Here is a 16,509-nt window from a genome sequence, read left to right on the forward strand (position 1 = left end):
CGGTCATGGGTCAGCCTGCTGCCCCCCTCCTCCCCCCTGATGCGAGTACGTCTTCCCTATGAAAATCATCATACTGGGAGCCGGCCAGGTTGGCGGCACCCTGGCCGAGAACCTTGCCGGGGAGAACAACGACATCACCCTGGTCGATACCGACAGCGAACGCCTGCGCGAGCTGCAGGACAAATTTGACCTGCGGGTGGTCAATGGCCACGGTGCCCACCCCAAGGTGCTGCGCGAGGCGGGAGCCCAGGATGCGGACATGCTGGTCGCCGTCACCAACAGTGATGAAACCAACATGATCGCCTGCCAGATCGCCTACTCACTGTTCAACACCCCGAACAAGGTGGCACGCATTCGCTCTCCCTCCTATCTGGCTGAGCGGGATCGGCTCTTTCTGCCCGAGGCGATACCAGTGGATCACCTCATCGCCCCCGAGCAGCTGGTGACCGACTATGTTCGCCGACTGATTGAGTATCCGGGTGCGTTGCAAGTGGTGGATTTTGCCGGTGGCAAAGTGGGTCTGGTCGCGGTCAAGGCCTACTATGGCGGCCCCCTGGTCGGCAACGCACTCTCCACCCTGCGCGAGCACATGCCCAACATAGAGACCCGGGTGGCGGCTATCTTCCGCCAGGGCCGCTCCATCCGCCCGCAAGGCACCACTATCATAGAGGCCGATGACGAGGTGTTCTTCGTCGCGGCGGCCGGCCATATCCGCGCCGTGATGTCCGAGTTGCAGCGGCTCGAGAGCCCCTATCGCCGCATCATGATCGTCGGTGGCGGCAATATAGGTGCCGGGCTCGCCCGTCAGCTGGAGAAGCGTTACAGCGTCAAGTTGATCGAGCGTAACCAGAAGCGGGCCGAACAGCTCTCGGAGTTACTCGAAAACACCATCGTCTTCTGTGGTGATGCTGCGGATCAGGAACTGCTCGCCGAGGAGCACATCGACCAGATCGACGTCTTCATTTCGGTCACCAACGAAGATGAAGCCAACATCATGTCGGCCCTGCTCGCCAAGAAGATGGGCGCCAAGAAGACCATGGTGCTGATCCAGCGCAGTGCCTATGTGGATCTGGTGCAAGGCGGTTCCATCGACATCGCCATCTCGCCACAGCAGGCGACCATCTCGGCCCTGCTGACCCATGTGCGCCGGGCCGACATCGCCAACGTCTACAGCCTGCGCCGTGGCGCAGCCGAGGCCATCGAAGCCATCGCCCATGGTGACGAGAACACCTCCAAGGTGGTCGGTCGCACCGTCGGTGAACTCAAGCTGCCGCCCGGCACCACCATAGGCGCCGTCGTGCGTGGGGATGAGGTATTGATCGCTCACGATCGCACCCAGATCCAGCAAGATGACCATGTGGTGATGTTCCTGGTCGACAAGAAGTACATACCGGAAGTGGAGCGATTGTTCCAACCAAGCCCCTTCTTCCTGTAACCTGACCATGTTTACGCTTCAGCCAGACAAGACCCGGTTCGCTGCCCCTGGCGGTGACCGGTGTTCAGCTCATCAACGACCAGGCTATTCATCATGATCAAGCTGCGTCCCATCGTCTTCACCCTGGGTCTGGTGCTCTCCAAGCTCGCCCTCTTCATGTGGCTGCCGACCCTGCTGGCACTGCTTTCCGGCTCCGAGGGTTTCGTCGAATTTCTGCAATCCGTGGTGATCACTCACCTCGCCGCCTTCTGGTGCCTGCACTATGGTCGCAAGGCCGAGTTTCACCTTGGTGTGCGGGAGATGTTCCTGCTCACCACCTCGGTGTGGGCGGTTGCCTGCCTGTTTGGCGCCCTGCCTTTCGTGTTCATCACCCACATCGGCTTCGCCGACGCCTATTTCGAGACCATGTCAGGGGTCACCACCACAGGCTCTACCGTGCTGTCCGGGCTCGATGGCATGGCCCACAGCATACTGTTGTGGCGCTCCATCTTGCAGTGGCTGGGGGGGGTGGGCTTCATCGTCATGGCGGTGGCCGTGCTGCCCTACCTCAACGTGGGCGGCATGAAGCTGTTTCAGACCGAGAGCTCGGATTGGTCAGACAAGAGTGCTCCCCGCGCCAAGACGGTGGCCAACAACATAGTGCAGGTCTATCTGGTGCTCTCCATGCTCTGCTTCCTCGCCTACTGGGTAAGCGGCATGAGCAGCTTTGAAGCCATCAACCATGCCATGACCACGCTCAGTACCGGGGGCTACTCCACCTCGGATCAATCCATGTCCCACTTCTCCCATGCGGCTCACTGGATAGGCACCCTCTTCATGTTCCTGGGGGGCTTGCCCTTTCTGCTCTATGTCCAGAGTCTGACCCGGCGCGACACCAGCCTGATGCGCGATGCCCAGGTGCGCGGCTTCTTCTGGCTGGTGGTCTGGGTCACGCTGATCATGACCTTCTACCTCTGGCATCGCGGCACCTTCGACTTCATGGATGCGCTGCGGATCAGCGCCTTCAATATCGTCTCGGTACTGACCACCACCGGCTATGGGCTGGGGGATTTTGGCACCTGGGGGCCGCTCACCAGCATCCTCTTCCTCTTCCTGCTGGGGCTGGGGGCCTGCTCGGGTTCTACCGCCGGTGGCCTCAAGATCTTTCGGGTACAGGTGGCTTTTTCCCTGTTCAGGAGGCAGATGCGCCAACTGATGCACCCCTCGGGGGTCTTCCCCCAGAAGTACAATGGCCGTCCGGTCAATGAGGCGATAGTGCGCTCCCTGATCGCCTTCGTCCTGGCCTATGTCGCCATCATCATCTTGATTGCCGCCCTGCTGGCGGTGATAGGGCTGGATCCCCTTACCGCCCTGTCCGGGTCCATCACTGCGGTGGCCAACGTGGGTCCCGGCATGGGGCCCGTGATAGGGCCAAGCAGCAACTTTGCCAGCCTGCCGGATACAGCCAAATGGATACTCTCATTCGGTATGCTGCTGGGCCGACTTGAAATATTGACCGTGGCCGTCATCTTCTTCCCCTCGTTCTGGAAGCAGTAAGCCGCCGCCAGATAGCAAAAAGGGCAGCCAATGGCTGCCCTTTCTCATGACGTTGATACTGGCTCAGTCCCCTGGCTCTTCCCGCTCCAGGGCCCGATTGACCAGCGGTTCTGGCAGCGTCTTGGTCACTTCGACCCCCAACTCGCGAAAACGCTCGGCCTGGGCTATCAGGTTGCCGCGACCGCTGGCGAGTCTGCCCATGGCCTTGTCATAACTCTCCTGCGCCTTGTTCAGGCTACCACCGAGCTGCTGCATCTCCTCCACGAACAGCCGCAGCTTCTCGTAGAGGCGCCCGGCCCGTTCGGCTATCTGACGGGAGTTCTGGTTCTGGCGCTCGTAACGCCACAGGTTCTCTATGGTGCGCAGCGCCACCATCAGATTGGTGGGACTGACCAGCAGGATATTGTGATCCAGGCCATAGCGCACCAGGGAGGGATCCGCCTCCAGCGCCGCCAGAAAGGCCGGCTCCACCGCCACGAACATCAGCACATAATCCAGGGTGCGTACCCCTGGCAACTGCTGATAATCCTTGCGGCCCAGCTCGCGGATATGATTGCGCACCGAGGCGACATGCTCTTTCAACGCCACGGCCCGGGTCAGTTCATCCTCGCCGTTGTACCAACGCTCATAGGCGGTCAGCGACACCTTGGCGTCGATGATGATGTCTTTTTCCTGGGGCAGGTGAACGATGACATCGGGCTGATAACGCTTGCCTTTGTCGGTTTCAAGGCTCACTTGGGTGTCGTATTCGTGCCCCTCGCGCAGGCCACATTCATGAAGAATGCGCGCCAGCACCACCTCGCCCCAGTTGCCCTGTTGCTTGCTGTCGCCTTTGAGGGCGCGGGTCAGGGCCGCGGCCTCCTCCGTCATGCGCGCGTTGAGCCCGGCCAGGCGCTCCAATTCAAATTTGAGGCTGTGGCGCTGGGCCGTCTCCTGGGCATGGGTCTCACCCACCTGGCGGCGAAAGCCCTCCAGCTGCTCCTTGAGCGGGACCAGCAGGTTATCCAGGCTGTGCTGGTTCAGCTCACGGAAGTTGCCCGAGTTCTGCTCGAAGATACGGTTGGCAAGGTTCTCGAACTGCTGGCCGAGCCGTGCCTCCGCCTGCTGTTGCAGCTCCAGCTTCTCGGCACTGGCGAGACGCTCGCTGCGCAGGGTGGCTTCGGCATCTTTGAGGCGGGCGGTGAGTTTGATGATGAAGTTCTGCTGCTGTTCCAGCTTATCCTGCGCCTGCAGTTGCTCATCGTGCAGCTCGGTCAGCCGTTCCTGCCACGCACTGGCGCGCTCCTGACTCAAGGCCAGCGCCTGACTCAGGGCCTGGGCCCCCTGGCGCCCCCACAACCAACCGAGGCCAAGAGCCAGCAGAGCCGCCCCGGCCAGCCAGAGCCACAGCAACGGCTCCATCATCGCCGGCTCCGCTGACGCAGGAACAGCAAGAGATAGCGGTTGATCAGGATCCAGACCACCACATAGAGCAGATAGGCGGCCAGCACCACCCACTTGTGGTTGTTGACGCCACTGTCCAGTTCATCGAAGTCGATCTCCTTGAACCGGCAGTAACCCCACATCAGCAGGGGGAAGACATAGAGCAGGGAAGCCCGCCACAGAAATAACCACATAGAGTCAGCCCAGCAAAAAAGACTCGCCTAGCTTACACAAGGGGGCGTGGCCTTGCGATCCCGCCGTGACAGTTCCGCTGGCTTGCGAGACACAAACCTCATAGAATTACCCCCTAGTAGGTATCAGGAGCCAAGCATGGCGCATTTCCTCTGTCGACGATTGACGCGGCTCTGGGCCAGACGTCGACCGGGCGCCATCAACTGCCGCGAGGCCCGCCCTCCCTGGGCCATAGAGGAATCCCAATTCCTCGCCCTCTGCCAACGCTGCGGCAACTGTTTCCAGGCCTGTCCAAACGGCCTTATCAAACCGGCCACGGGCCCCGAGTACCAGAACAGCCCCATTGCCGGCACCCCTGTCCTGGATCTCGACTGTGGCCAGTGCAGCTATTGCGGCAGCTGTGCGAGAGCCTGCCCGAGCGGTGCCCTCGACCTGCGCTACGGCCGCCAGGTGCAGACCCGGGTCAAGATAGAGGCCAGCTGTCAGGCCAGGCAGGGTTTCTACTGCCTGCTCTGTGAAGATGCCTGTCCCCAGCAGGCAATCAAGGCCAGCCCGGATGGGGTCACGGTCAACATGACCGCCTGCGATGGCTGCGGCGCCTGCGGTCTCGCCTGCCTCTATGGCGCCATCACTCTGGTACGCCAACCCTGACCGCTGGCAGCACATAGCAGAAGGGGCCTACAGGCCCCTTCTTGTTCATGCCGGATGCATGGGTTCAACTCACGGCCAGCAATTGATCCTGATCCATGCCAAGCAGATGACAGAGCCGGGCCGGATCGTTGACCACGTCGGCCAGGGTGTACTCGCCCAGTACCTCGAGGAAGGCATTGATCGCCTTGCGCAATATGCCCTGAATACGGCAGCCGCCAGCCAAGCGGCAGTTGTCCGTCTTGCAATAGGCGGGACAGAGGATGTTCTCCATGTCCATCACCACATCACGCAGATTGATGGAGACAGCGGAGCGGCCGAGGCGAATGCCGCCATGCTTGCCACGCACCGTCTCGATGTAACCCTTGATGCCAAGCTGGTGCACTATCTTGACCACGTGGTTGCGAGAGATGGCAAAGGTATCGGCCACTTCGGTGATGGTCGAGAGCCGATCCGTCGGCTGGAGCGCCAGAAACGTCAGAGCGCGCAGGGCATAGTCGGTAAAACGTGTCAGTTGCATGGTGGTACTGCCTCTCACTACAGCCGGGATCGGACAACAAGAGCCAAGGGAAACGACGGAGAGTCTCCGGGTTCCTGAGGGTGAGAGCCAAGGTTAAGAGCAGCGTTCACGGGTGTCGATAAAGATGCACATAAATCGACACTTTCTTTGATTGATCGCAAACTTGCTGGCTTATAGCACGCTTCTAGCCAGTTTTAACCCGAACTGGCAGGGGATACCAAGGGTGCGAAACAGCCTGAATGACATCTCGCACCATGCTGCGGATGGTGTGTGATCAGTGGCCCTGCTCCAGCCAGGACTTGAGCGCCTGTGAGGGGATTGAACTCTGGCTGGCAACGGCAAAGGCGCCCCAGTCCACAGCGCACTGCAGCGCATCCTCAATGGCCATGCCCCGAGCCAGACCATGAATGAGTCCGGCGGCGAAGGCATCCCCGGCCCCCGTCGTGTCCACCACCGAGACGGGGCGCGCCGCCACCCGGATCCGCTCCTCACCATGGATGGCGACGGCCCCGGCCTTGCCCTCGGTCAGCACCAGCCACTGCAGCTGATCGCCGGCCAGCCCCTGGGCATGGGCCCAGGGATCCCCAATCTCACCCAGATCAGAGCGCGAGGCCACCAGCAGGTGACAGGGCCTCAAGTGCTTGCCACCCTTGGGATATTGGGCCACGACCATGCAGTGCTCCTGCATCTGGCCCATGTAGTCCGCCACCGCCCCCCCCGGGTAGTTCACATAGAGGCAATCCACTCCCTGACTCGGCAGGTTACCGGGCAGATCAGGGCGGCGGGGCTGACGCAATATGGTGCGCTCACCGAGGGAGTCCACCAGGATCAACAGCTCCCCCGTCTCACCGCCGAAGCGCTCAACATGGCTGCAATCCAGACCATGACTGCGCGCCTCGGCCAACAGCCAGTCTCCGGTGTCATCCAGGCCGATCCGCGAGGCGATGGCGACCTCATGCCCCGCCCACACCAGCCCTATGCCGGTGTTGGCCGCGCCTCCCCCCAGTCGCCGCCCCCGATCCAGGTACTGCAGCCGGGCTCCCGCGACCAAGGGTTCGGAGAGGGACAGCACATGGTCACAGTTGAGATTGGCGAGCAGCAGAATGCGGGACATGGCGGATCCTCGAGAAGTGCGAGGGCTCATTATAAAGAGAAAGGGCCATGACGGCCCTCCCTGACGGTGAGAATGTGAACCCGCTCGAGGTTCATCGCAGCCCCGTCACCCCAACACAGTGGCCGCGCTGACGTAGTCATAACCGAGCGCCTCGGCCACCGCCTGCTGCGTGACGCTGCCCTTATAGACATTGAGTCCAGCCAGCAGATGCTTGTCCTCCTTGAGGGCGCGCTGGTAACCCTTGTCTGCCAGGGCCAGCACGAATGGCAAGGTGGCATTGGTCAGCGCGAAGGTGGAGGTGCGCGCCACACCGCCCGGCATGTTGGCCACGCAGTAGTGGATGATGCCATCGACCACATAGGTGGGATCTTCATGGGTCGTCGGCCTGGAGGTCTCAAAACAGCCCCCTTGATCGATGGCCACATCCACCAGCACCGAGCCCTTGCGCATCAACCCCAGCATGGCGCGAGTCAGCAGCTTGGGCGCCGCCGCCCCCGGGATCAGCACGGCACCGATCACCAGATCCGCCTGGGCAATGCAGGCCTCGATGTTGGCCTTGGTCGAATAGAGCGTCTTGAGGGCCGGGCCATAGAGGCCATCGAGCTCCCGCAGCCTTGGCAGCGACTTGTCCAGGATGGTGACATCGGCCCCCAGACCCAGGGCCATGCGCGCCGAGTTGACCCCGACCACGCCACCGCCCAGCACCACCACCTTGGCAGGGGCCACCGCGGGAACGCCGCCGAGCAGGGTGCCATTGCCGCCCTGGGCCTTCTCAAGGCTGTGCGCACCGGCCTGTACCGCCATGCGCCCTGCCACCTCGGACATGGGCGCCAGCAGCGGCAGGCCACCACGATCATCGGTAACCGTCTCGTAGGCGATGGCCACCGCTCCCGAGTGAACCAATAGCTGGGTCTGTACCGGATCCGGTGCCAGATGCAGATAGGTGAACAGCAATTGCCCCGGCCGCAGCAGCGCACACTCCTCCGGCTGCGGCTCCTTCACCTTCACGACCATCTCTGCCCGAGCGAAGATCTCGGCGGCACTGGCCACCAGCTCGGCCCCGGCAGCGCCGTACTCTTCGTCGGACAGACCGATGGCCTCGCCGCCCCGCACCTGCACCAGTACGGTATGGCCCCGAGCCGTCAGCTCCTGCACCCCCGAGGGGGTCATGCCAATCCGGTACTCGTGGTTTTTGATTTCCTTGGGTATACCAATGATCATCTCAATGCTCCTGCGTTCATCCCTGTATCCCGCCGGGGCCGCTCAGGGCCGACTCGGCAGTATCCCTAAAAATCGCAACAACCAACCCATCATGATGGTGGAATCCACCTCCTGCTCCAGCGAATCGAGGCAGGCCTGGTAACGCTCGGGGGCCAGGTGCTGCTGCCGCTTCTCGATCAGCGCCCTGTCATAGTCGACCGGGAACTCCGGGTGACCCTGGATGGCGACGATGTGCTCTCCCTGACCAAACATGAAGTTCGGGCAAAAACCATTGCCTGCCAGCCGGCGCCCACCGGGGGGAAGCTGCGCCACCTGATCCTGATGGCTCGCCAGGATACGGATCTGATCGAGGGCGGGCTGCATCCAGGGCTCGCTCGCCAACATGGCATTAGTGGCGACCCCCAGTCCCCAGCCTTTGTCGGACTTGACCACTTCGCCGCCCAGCGCCTGGGCGATCACCTGATGGCCGAAACAGACCCCGGCCAGCTTGGCCCGGGCCTCATCTGCCCGCCGCACCCACTCCCGCAATGCTTCCACCCAAGGCGCATCCCCATGGGCGTCATGGCGCGATCCCGTGATGAGCCAGGCATCGCACTCATCCAGATCCGCTGGTAACTCGCCATCCAGGGCCGACCAGACCCTAAATTCCAGATCCGGTGCCAAGGTCCTGAATCCCTCGATAAACATCCCGGAATAGACCCGGCCAAAACGGGCTTCGAACTCCGGATCCAGCCGATCACAATCGAGAATTCCCAGTCGCATCCTTTACTCCTTTATACGTCCATAGGGCGGGCCGACCCAAAGCGGCCCAAGGCCCTACTTCATGGTCGGCATGGCGAACTCGGCACCGGCCCGCAGGCTCTGAGGCCAACGGGCGGTCACCGTCTTCATCTTGGTATAGAAACGTACCCCATCCGGCCCATGCATATTGAGCGGCCCGAAGATGGATCGCTTCCAGCCACCGAAGCTGTGAAACGCCATGGGCACCGGGATGGGAACATTCACCCCTACCATACCGACCTGAACCCGCGTGGTGAAGTCCCGCGCCGTATCGCCGTCGCCGGTAAAGATTGCGGTACCGTTGCCGTACTCATGCTCATTGATGAGCTGGAGTGCCGTTTCATAGTCCGGCGCCCGCACTATGGCGAGCACGGGGCCGAATATCTCCTCCCGATAGATGCGCATCTCGGGATTGACTCGATCGAACAGGCTACCGCCGATAAAGTAGCCCTCCCCCTGGCTGACGCCACGGCCATCGACCCGCAGCAGGGCACCCTCGGCCACCCCCTGATCCACGTAACCACGCACCTTGGCCAGATGTTCCCGACTGATGAGGGGACCCATCTCGTTCTCCGGAACCACCCCCAGACCGGGCCCCACCCGCAGCGCCTCGACGAGGGGTGCCAGCTTGGCCACCAACGCATCGGCGGTCGTCTCTCCCACCACCACGGCTACCGAGATCGCCATGCAGCGCTCACCCGCCGCGCCATAGGCGGCGCCCATCAGGGCGGAGACCGCCTGTTCGAGATCCGCATCCGGCATCACCACCATGTGATTCTTGGCGCCGCCCAGGGCCTGCACCCGCTTGCCATGGGCCGAGGCGGTGGCATAGATGTATTCGGCGATGGGGGTGGAGCCCACGAAGGAGACGGCGGCCACCCGCGGGTCGGTCAGCAGCACATCGACCACCTCCTTGTCACCGTTGACCACGTTGAGTACCCCGTCCGGCAGTCCGGCCTGCTTGAGCAGTTCGGCCATGCGCAGGGCAAGAGAGGGATCCTTCTCGGACGGCTTGAGGATGAAGCTATTGCCGCAGGCCAGCGCCACCGGGAACATCCACAGCGGCACCATGGCCGGGAAGTTGAACGGCGTGATCCCGGCGCAGACCCCGACCGGCTGCATCATGGAATAGCTGTCCACCCCGCGCCCCACATTGAGGGAGTGCTCCCCCTTGAGCAGGTGAGGGATGCCGCAGGCAAACTCCACCACCTCCAGCCCCCGGGTCAGCTCCCCCTGGGCGTCGGAGAACACCTTGCCGTGCTCGCGGCTGATAAGCTCGGCCAGCTCGTCTCTGTGCAACTCCATCAACTCCTTGAAGCGAAACAGCACCCTGGCCCGCACCAGCGGCGGGGTCTGGGACCAGGCGACGAAGGCGGTCTCGGCAATGGCTATGGCCTCGCTGCACTCGGCGGCGCTGGCGAGCGCGACTTGGCCCTGCTGCTGACCGGTGGCCGGGTTGAAGATAGGGGCGAAGCGCTCGCTGTGGCTGGCTTTGAGCTCGCCGTTGATGAAGTTGGTGACCCTGTATTCCATGCATCCTCCGTGATGGCTAATAACCTTCCCCTGCGCCCGGCCTAGTCGGAGCGCAGGCCACTGCTCGCCACGCGCGGGCAGTGGATTCAGTACTATCTGTTGATCACTCCTGAGCCTGCAGGACGTCCTGCAGCAGGGTAAATAGGTCATCTATCTCGCTGTGCTCGATGATCAGCGGTGGCGACAGGGCGATGATGTCGCCAGTGACCCGGATCAGGGCCCCTTTCTCGAAGCAGCGCACGAACACCTCATAGGCACGCTTGCCAGGTGCCCCCGCCATAGGTTCCAGCTCTATACCCGCCACCAGACCGTAGTTGCGCACATCTTTGACATGCTTGCAGCCCTTCAGCGAATGCGCGGCCTCCTGCCAGTAATCGGCCAGCTCGGCGGCGCGGTGCAGCAGGTTCTCGTTGCGGTAGATTTCCAGGGTGGCGAGCCCGGCAGCGGCGGCCACCGGGTGACCCGAATAGGTGTAGCCGTGAAACAGCTCGATGGCTCCCTTGCCCGCACTCATCATGTCGTCATGGATGTGGCTTTGTACCAGCACGGCACCCATGGGGATGGCACCATTGGTGAGCCCCTTGGCGCAGGTGATGATATCCGGCAACACATCGAACTCCTGGGCGGCGAAGGGGGCGCCGAGGCGGCCGAAACCGGTGATCACCTCGTCGAAGATGAGCAGTATGCCGTGCTTGGTGCAGATCTCCCGCAGCCGCTTGAGATAGCCCTTGGGCGGCATGATGACCCCCGTGCTACCGGCGATGGGCTCGACGATGACCGCCGCTATATTGCTGGCATCATGAAGGAAGACTATCTTTTCCAGTTCGTCGGCCAGGGTCAGATTTTCTGCTGGCAGGCCCTTGGTGAAGGCATTCTTGGCAATATCGAGGGTGTGGGGCAGATGGTCCACCCCGCCGAGCAGGGAACCGAACCACTTGCGGTTGCCGGGGATGCCGCCGACCGAGATGCCGCCAAAACCCACCCCGTGATAGCCGCGCTCACGGCCAATCAGGCGGGTGCGAGTCCCCTGGCCCCGGGCCCGTTGCCAGGCCAGCGCAATCTTCAGCGCCGTATCCACCGATTCGGACCCCGAGTTGGTGAAGAAGACATGGCCGAAGCCCTTGGGGGCTATCTCTACCAGCTGGTTGGCGAGTTCGAACGGCAGGGGATGCCCCATCTGGAAGGTGGGGGCGAAATCGAGGTGGGCGATCTGCTGGGAGACCGCCTCGGCGATTTCACGGCGACCATGACCCGCATTGCAACACCAGAGGCCAGCGGTGCCGTCCAGTATCTTGCGGCCATCCTCTGCGCGATAATACATGCCCTCGGCAGACTTGAGGATGCGTGGCGCCGCCTTGAACTGCTGATTGGCGGTGAAGGGCATCCAGAACGCGGACATGTCCGCCGGCGTATTGATGTCACTGACAACTTTCATGGTCACCTCATCCTTAAGGTGTTTAGCTACTCTTGGCGAGCGCCTATTAAATTAAACACCTATATCCATAAAAAAGGGCGCTATGCTGCCCAGTGATGGTGTCACCCCGACCAGGGTGGTATAAGATATTTAACACAAATTCAATAATAGTAAACACTCGAGGAGAACAGAAGGATGGATATAGGTCAGCGCCTCAAGGCGGTCCGCACCAAGGCGGCCCTGTCCCAGCGTGAACTCGCCAAACGCTCGGGGGTGACCAATGGCTTTATCTCCCAGATAGAAAAGAATCAAGTCAGCCCCTCGGTCGCCTCCCTGCGCAAGGTGCTGGCGGGCATTCCCATGTCCCTGGCCAGCTTCTTCACCGACGAGACGGCCCTGGATTCCGAGGTGGTATTTCGCGCCGCCGACATGCCGGATCTTGGCAGCCACCCCATCAGCTACCGCCTGGTCGGCCACAGTCGCGCCAACCGCGCCATCGGCATGCTGCAAGAGATATTGCCCCCTGGCGCCGACACAGGTGACGACATGCTCAGTCACGATGGCGAAGAGTGCGGCATCATCATCAAGGGCCAGGTCGAGGTGACCATAGGCGAACAGATCCACCTGCTCGGCGCCGGTGATGGTTACTACTTCGACAGCCGTACCCCCCATCGTTTTCGCAACGTCGATGAGCAGGAGTGCGTGCTGATTTCGGCCAACACCCCGGCCACTTTCTGATCCCGATCTCGGGCCAGGGTGGGCCGCTATGCCGGATACCTGTCAACATCCCTGTTTAAGGAATTGTTACAACCTGGATTTACAGACGGCAAAATGTTTAGCATATTGATACGCGGACAACCTTTGCACGTTCAAGGAGCGAACATGAGTGACATGAACCTGGCCCAGTGGCAGTACCGACAGGCCCAGTTGACCCTCCCCACCCAGGCTTTCATCGATGGCAACTATAGAGATGCCGTCGATGGTGCCACCTTTGATTGCATCAACCCCGCCAATGGCCAGTTGCTGGCAAAAGTTGCCGCCTGTGATGCCGCCGATGCGGAGCTGGCGGTCAACGCCGCCCGCGCCGCTTTCAATGACAGGCGCTGGGCGGGTCAGTCCCCCAAGGAGCGCAAGCTGGTACTGCAGCGCTTCGCCGAACTGATGAGGCTCCACCGGGTCGAGCTGGCTCTGCTGGAATCCCTGGACATGGGCAAGCCCATCTCGGACGCCATGGGTTACGATGCCCCCGCCGCCGCCAACTGCATCGCCTGGAATGGCGAGGCCATCGACAAGTTGTATGACGAGGTCGCCCCGGTCGAAGAGGGCGCCCTGGCCCTGGTGACCCGCGAGCCGTTGGGCGTAGTGGCCGCCATAGTGCCCTGGAACTTTCCCCTGGTGATGGCATGCTGGAAGCTGGGCCCGGCGCTCGCCACCGGCAACTCCGTCATCCTCAAACCGTCCGAAAAATCCCCCCTCACCGCCCTGCGCATCGCCGGGATCGCCAAAGAAGCTGGCATTCCGGATGGCGTATTCAACGTGTTGCCGGGCTTTGGTCATACCGTGGGCGAGGCGCTCGCCATGCACATGGACGTGGACTGCATCACCTTCACCGGCTCCACCAAGGTCGGCAAGCATCTGGTGCAGTGTTCCGGCAAGTCGAACCTGAAACGCGCCTTCATGGAGTGCGGTGGCAAGAGCCCCAACATCATACTGGCGGATGCTCCGGATCTGGACGCTGCCGCCAAGAGTGCAGCCGGCGCCATCTTCTACAACCAGGGGGAGGTGTGCACCGCAGCCTCCCGCCTGCTGGTGCAAAACAGCATCAAGAGCGACTTCATCGAGCGGCTGCTGGCCCATGCCCGTGAGTGGGTCTCGGCAGATCCCCAGGATCCCGCCACCCGTATCGGCGCCATGGTCGATGGCATCCAGATGGAGCAGGTATTGCGCTACATAGAGATAGGCAAGCAGGAGGGCGCCAAGCTGCTGCTCGGCGGCCAGCGCACCCGGGAGGAGAGCGGTGGCTTCTACATAGCCCCCACCATCTTCGATGAGGTGACCCCCCAGATGCGCATCTTCCGCGAGGAGATCTTCGGCCCCGTGCTCGCCATCACCGGCTTCGATACCCTTGAGGAGGCGATCGCCCTGGGCAATGACACCGACTACGGCCTGGCAGCCGCCATCTGGACCGCAGATCTCAACAAGGCGATCAAGGGCTCCCGGGCCCTGCGTGCCGGCACCGTGTTCGTCAACAACTGGGATGGCGGTGACATGACGATGCCGTTCGGCGGCTTCAAGCAATCTGGCAATGGTCGTGACAAGTCGTTGCATGCGCTGGAAAAATACACCGAGCTCAAGAGCACCTGGATCCAGCTCGAATCCTGAAAATATGCATTTTGTCGATAAACAGGGGGCCAAGGCCCCCTTTGTCATGTTTACCCTTCCCTCACCTCGCGAGACTGATATAATAATCAGCTACACAAACCATTAAATATTAAGAAAAAATGCTGTTTCTCGTGGGAAGCGTGCTGCTGCTGGTGATAGGGCTGCCACTGCTGTTTTTCCTGCTGGGTCAAGGGGAGGCCTATGTTACCTGGGGCCCCTGGATCTCGGCCCTGGTCCTCATGCTGTGGCTGCTGCTGGATATCGACAAGATCCGCCGAGGCGGGCCCAGATAGCCGCATACCCGGCGGCCACTCGCTTGTTAATCACTATTTAATCGCTTCTTTCCCATCGCAAGGATGGCTAAACTGATCGTTTGGCGGTGTCAGTCACATCCGCTCTTTTGCGAAGGTTAGTCAGATGTCACAACAGATCCAGCGCCAGGGGATCATTTATGCCCTGTGTGCTTATACCCTTTGGGGCATAGCTCCCATCTATTTCAAGTTGATCGCCGAAGTCCCCGCCGCCGAGATCCTCACCCACCGCATCATCTGGTCCTGTGCCCTGCTGGCAGTGCTGGTGCTGCTCGGGCGCCAGTGGTCCAAGGTGCAGACCGTGCTGCGCAAGCCCAAGGTATTGATGACTCTGGCGCTGACCTCTACCGTGGTGGGCGGCAACTGGCTACTGTTTATCTGGGCCATCAACAATGGCCACATGCTCGACGCCAGCCTGGGTTACTACATCAACCCGCTGTTCAACGTGCTGCTCGGCATGGTGTTCCTCGGTGAGAAACTGCGCCGCTTGCAGTGGTGGGCGGTAGGGCTCGCCGTGGTAGGGGTGGCCGTGCAGCTGATCGCCTTTGGTTCCCTGCCCTGGATTGCTCTGGTGCTGGCCAGCTCCTTCGCCTTCTATGGCCTGGTGCGCAAAAAGCTGGCCCTGGATGCCCTCACCGGCCTGCTGCTGGAGACGCTGATCCTGCTGCCGCCCGCCGCCATCTATTTGTGGGGCATCGCCGACAGCCCCACCAGCCATATGGCGGACAACAGCCTCTACCTCAACCTGATGCTGATTGCCGCCGGGGCCGTCACCACGGCTCCCCTGCTCTGCTTCACCGCCGCCGCGACCCGGCTCAAGTTCTCCACCCTGGGGTTCTTCCAGTACATAGGCCCCAGCCTGATGTTCATTCTGGCGGTCACCTTGTACGGCGAGGCGCTGCGTACCGACAAGCTGATCACCTTCGCCTGCATCTGGAGCGCCCTGGTGTTGTTCAGCCTGGATGGCCTGCGCAGCAGCAGGCGACGATCCCAGTCGGCGGCGCAATAAACCTACCGACACCCGGCGCTTGCCGGGTGTTTTTCATCCCGTCCCGGCCAACCCGCGGCGGCCTGCCAAACCGGTGCCAGGGCCGGATCGCAATAATCTACAAGCGCCCTGCGCCAATCTGAGGTATTGATCAGGGATGAAGCACGCGCACCCCATTCACTATTGGCAGTCACCCCATCTGCCGGGCCTGGAACTCTCCCACTCCCATCACCGGGAGTTCAGCTATGGCCGTCACGTCCACCTGGACTATCACATCGGTCTGGTGCAGCGCGGTGGCCAGAAATTCATCCACAAGGGAGAGAGCCATGCCCTGGTGCGCGGTGAGCTTTCCACCGTCAACCCCGACGAGATGCACGACGGTCTGAGCCTGCTGCCGGAAGGGTACGAGGTGCGGGTCTTCTCCATAGACCCGAACCAGCTGGCCGATTGGCTGCCTGGTGGCGAGCTCTTTTTCGACAGAGGGCTGCAGCGGCGACCGGATCTCTACACCGGCTTCGCCCGCCTGCACATGTACCTCGAGGAGCCGAAGGTCGATGGCCTGCTGGCCGAGAGCACGCTGCTGGCCCTGCTCGGCGAGCTGCTGCAACTAGCGCCAAGTGAGCACAGACTGGCTGACCCTCAGCTCAGGTTTCTGCGCGGCCACCTGCTGGATCGCCTCGACGAGCGCCACAGCCTGGAGGATCTTGCCGCCCTGTTCGGGCTGGATCGCTTCGCCTTCCTGCGCCAGTTCAAGAAAAAGACCGGCATGACCCCCTACGCCTGGCTCAAGCGGCTACGGCTTGAGCGCAGCAAGGCCCTGCTCGCCCGAGGCATGGCGGTGAGCGAGGTGGCGTTGGCAGTGGGTTTCTTCGATCAGAGCCACTTCCACCATGGTTTTCGCCAAGCCTTCGGGCTCACCCCCGCCGATTACCGCCAGCAGATGCAATCTTTTACAAGCCACCCGCACCGCTAGGCTGGCAAGCTGCCCTCTCTTCAATGCAGCACAGTAAGGA

The 16,509-nt window shown here is 61.8% G+C and carries 16 protein-coding genes; 8 read left to right on the forward strand and 8 right to left on the reverse strand.

Annotated elements, in window-relative coordinates; all coding sequences use genetic code 11:
- The first annotated feature begins 58 nt into the window (after positions 1-58).
- Positions 59-1,435, forward strand: a complete 1,377-nt coding sequence (gene trkA / locus ACSMDR_RS19780) for a Trk system potassium transporter TrkA (protein WP_005893470.1) — start codon at positions 59-61, stop codon at positions 1,433-1,435.
- Between the two features lie 93 nt (positions 1,436-1,528).
- Entirely contained in the window at positions 1,529-2,971 is a 1,443-nt protein-coding gene (locus ACSMDR_RS19785; RefSeq protein WP_436469426.1) for a TrkH family potassium uptake protein, read from the forward strand.
- Between the two features lie 63 nt (positions 2,972-3,034).
- Here the strand turns inward: ACSMDR_RS19785 and rmuC are convergent, their stop codons facing one another.
- On the reverse strand, positions 3,035-4,375 hold the full coding sequence (gene rmuC / locus ACSMDR_RS19790; protein ID WP_436469427.1) for a DNA recombination protein RmuC: 1,341 nt from the start codon (positions 4,373-4,375) through the stop codon (positions 3,035-3,037).
- On the reverse strand, positions 4,372-4,587 hold the full coding sequence (locus tag ACSMDR_RS19795) for a hypothetical protein (RefSeq protein ID WP_436469428.1): 216 nt from the start codon (positions 4,585-4,587) through the stop codon (positions 4,372-4,374). The genes rmuC and ACSMDR_RS19795 overlap by 4 nt, the downstream gene beginning before the upstream one ends.
- A gap of 136 nt (positions 4,588-4,723) precedes the next feature.
- On the opposite strand from ACSMDR_RS19795, the gene ACSMDR_RS19800 reads away from it, so the two are divergent.
- The gene (locus ACSMDR_RS19800; protein ID WP_005893478.1) at positions 4,724-5,236 is read left to right on the forward strand and encodes a ferredoxin-type protein NapF; all 513 of its coding nucleotides are present in this window, start codon (positions 4,724-4,726) and stop codon (positions 5,234-5,236) included.
- Positions 5,237-5,300: 64 nt separating this feature from the next.
- Here ACSMDR_RS19800 and ACSMDR_RS19805 read toward each other — a convergent pair whose 3' ends face one another.
- The 6 genes from ACSMDR_RS19805 to aptA form a co-directional block, all read right to left on the reverse strand.
- Positions 5,301-5,753, reverse strand: a complete 453-nt coding sequence (locus ACSMDR_RS19805; protein ID WP_005893480.1) for an Rrf2 family transcriptional regulator — start codon at positions 5,751-5,753, stop codon at positions 5,301-5,303.
- 274 nt (positions 5,754-6,027) lie between these two features.
- Positions 6,028-6,867: a PfkB family carbohydrate kinase gene (locus tag ACSMDR_RS19810; protein ID WP_436469429.1), complete on the reverse strand. Its 840-nt coding sequence runs from the start codon at positions 6,865-6,867 to the stop codon at positions 6,028-6,030.
- Positions 6,868-6,972: 105 nt separating this feature from the next.
- On the reverse strand, positions 6,973-8,088 hold the full coding sequence (gene ald / locus ACSMDR_RS19815; RefSeq protein ID WP_436469430.1) for an alanine dehydrogenase: 1,116 nt from the start codon (positions 8,086-8,088) through the stop codon (positions 6,973-6,975).
- 42 nt (positions 8,089-8,130) lie between these two features.
- A complete protein-coding gene (locus ACSMDR_RS19820; protein ID WP_436469431.1) occupies positions 8,131-8,850 on the reverse strand; it encodes a glutamine amidotransferase-related protein in 720 nt (239 codons plus the stop codon).
- A 54-nt stretch (positions 8,851-8,904) separates the two neighbouring features.
- On the reverse strand, positions 8,905-10,401 hold the full coding sequence (locus ACSMDR_RS19825; RefSeq protein ID WP_436469432.1) for a CoA-acylating methylmalonate-semialdehyde dehydrogenase: 1,497 nt from the start codon (positions 10,399-10,401) through the stop codon (positions 8,905-8,907).
- Between the two features lie 103 nt (positions 10,402-10,504).
- Positions 10,505-11,836, reverse strand: a complete 1,332-nt coding sequence (gene aptA, locus ACSMDR_RS19830; RefSeq protein ID WP_436469433.1) for an omega-aminotransferase AptA — start codon at positions 11,834-11,836, stop codon at positions 10,505-10,507.
- Between the two features lie 174 nt (positions 11,837-12,010).
- On the opposite strand from aptA, the gene ACSMDR_RS19835 reads away from it, so the two are divergent.
- The 5 genes from ACSMDR_RS19835 to ACSMDR_RS19855 all read left to right on the forward strand — a co-directional run bounded on the left by ACSMDR_RS19835 (position 12,011) and on the right by ACSMDR_RS19855 (position 16,469).
- Complete coding sequence (locus tag ACSMDR_RS19835; RefSeq protein ID WP_005893493.1) at positions 12,011-12,553, forward strand: cupin domain-containing protein; 543 nt, start codon at positions 12,011-12,013, stop codon at positions 12,551-12,553.
- 144 nt (positions 12,554-12,697) lie between these two features.
- Positions 12,698-14,197: an aldehyde dehydrogenase gene (locus ACSMDR_RS19840; protein WP_436469434.1), complete on the forward strand. Its 1,500-nt coding sequence runs from the start codon at positions 12,698-12,700 to the stop codon at positions 14,195-14,197.
- Between the two features lie 119 nt (positions 14,198-14,316).
- The gene (locus ACSMDR_RS19845) at positions 14,317-14,490 is read left to right on the forward strand and encodes a hypothetical protein (RefSeq protein ID WP_005893497.1); all 174 of its coding nucleotides are present in this window, start codon (positions 14,317-14,319) and stop codon (positions 14,488-14,490) included.
- A gap of 124 nt (positions 14,491-14,614) precedes the next feature.
- Complete coding sequence (gene rarD / locus ACSMDR_RS19850; RefSeq protein WP_436469435.1) at positions 14,615-15,517, forward strand: EamA family transporter RarD; 903 nt, start codon at positions 14,615-14,617, stop codon at positions 15,515-15,517.
- 136 nt (positions 15,518-15,653) lie between these two features.
- On the forward strand, positions 15,654-16,469 hold the full coding sequence (locus ACSMDR_RS19855) for a helix-turn-helix domain-containing protein (protein ID WP_436469436.1): 816 nt from the start codon (positions 15,654-15,656) through the stop codon (positions 16,467-16,469).
- The last annotated feature ends 40 nt before the right edge of the window (positions 16,470-16,509 follow it).

The organism is Aeromonas molluscorum (genome assembly GCF_051376105.1).
Classification (GTDB): domain Bacteria; phylum Pseudomonadota; class Gammaproteobacteria; order Enterobacterales; family Aeromonadaceae; genus Aeromonas; species Aeromonas molluscorum.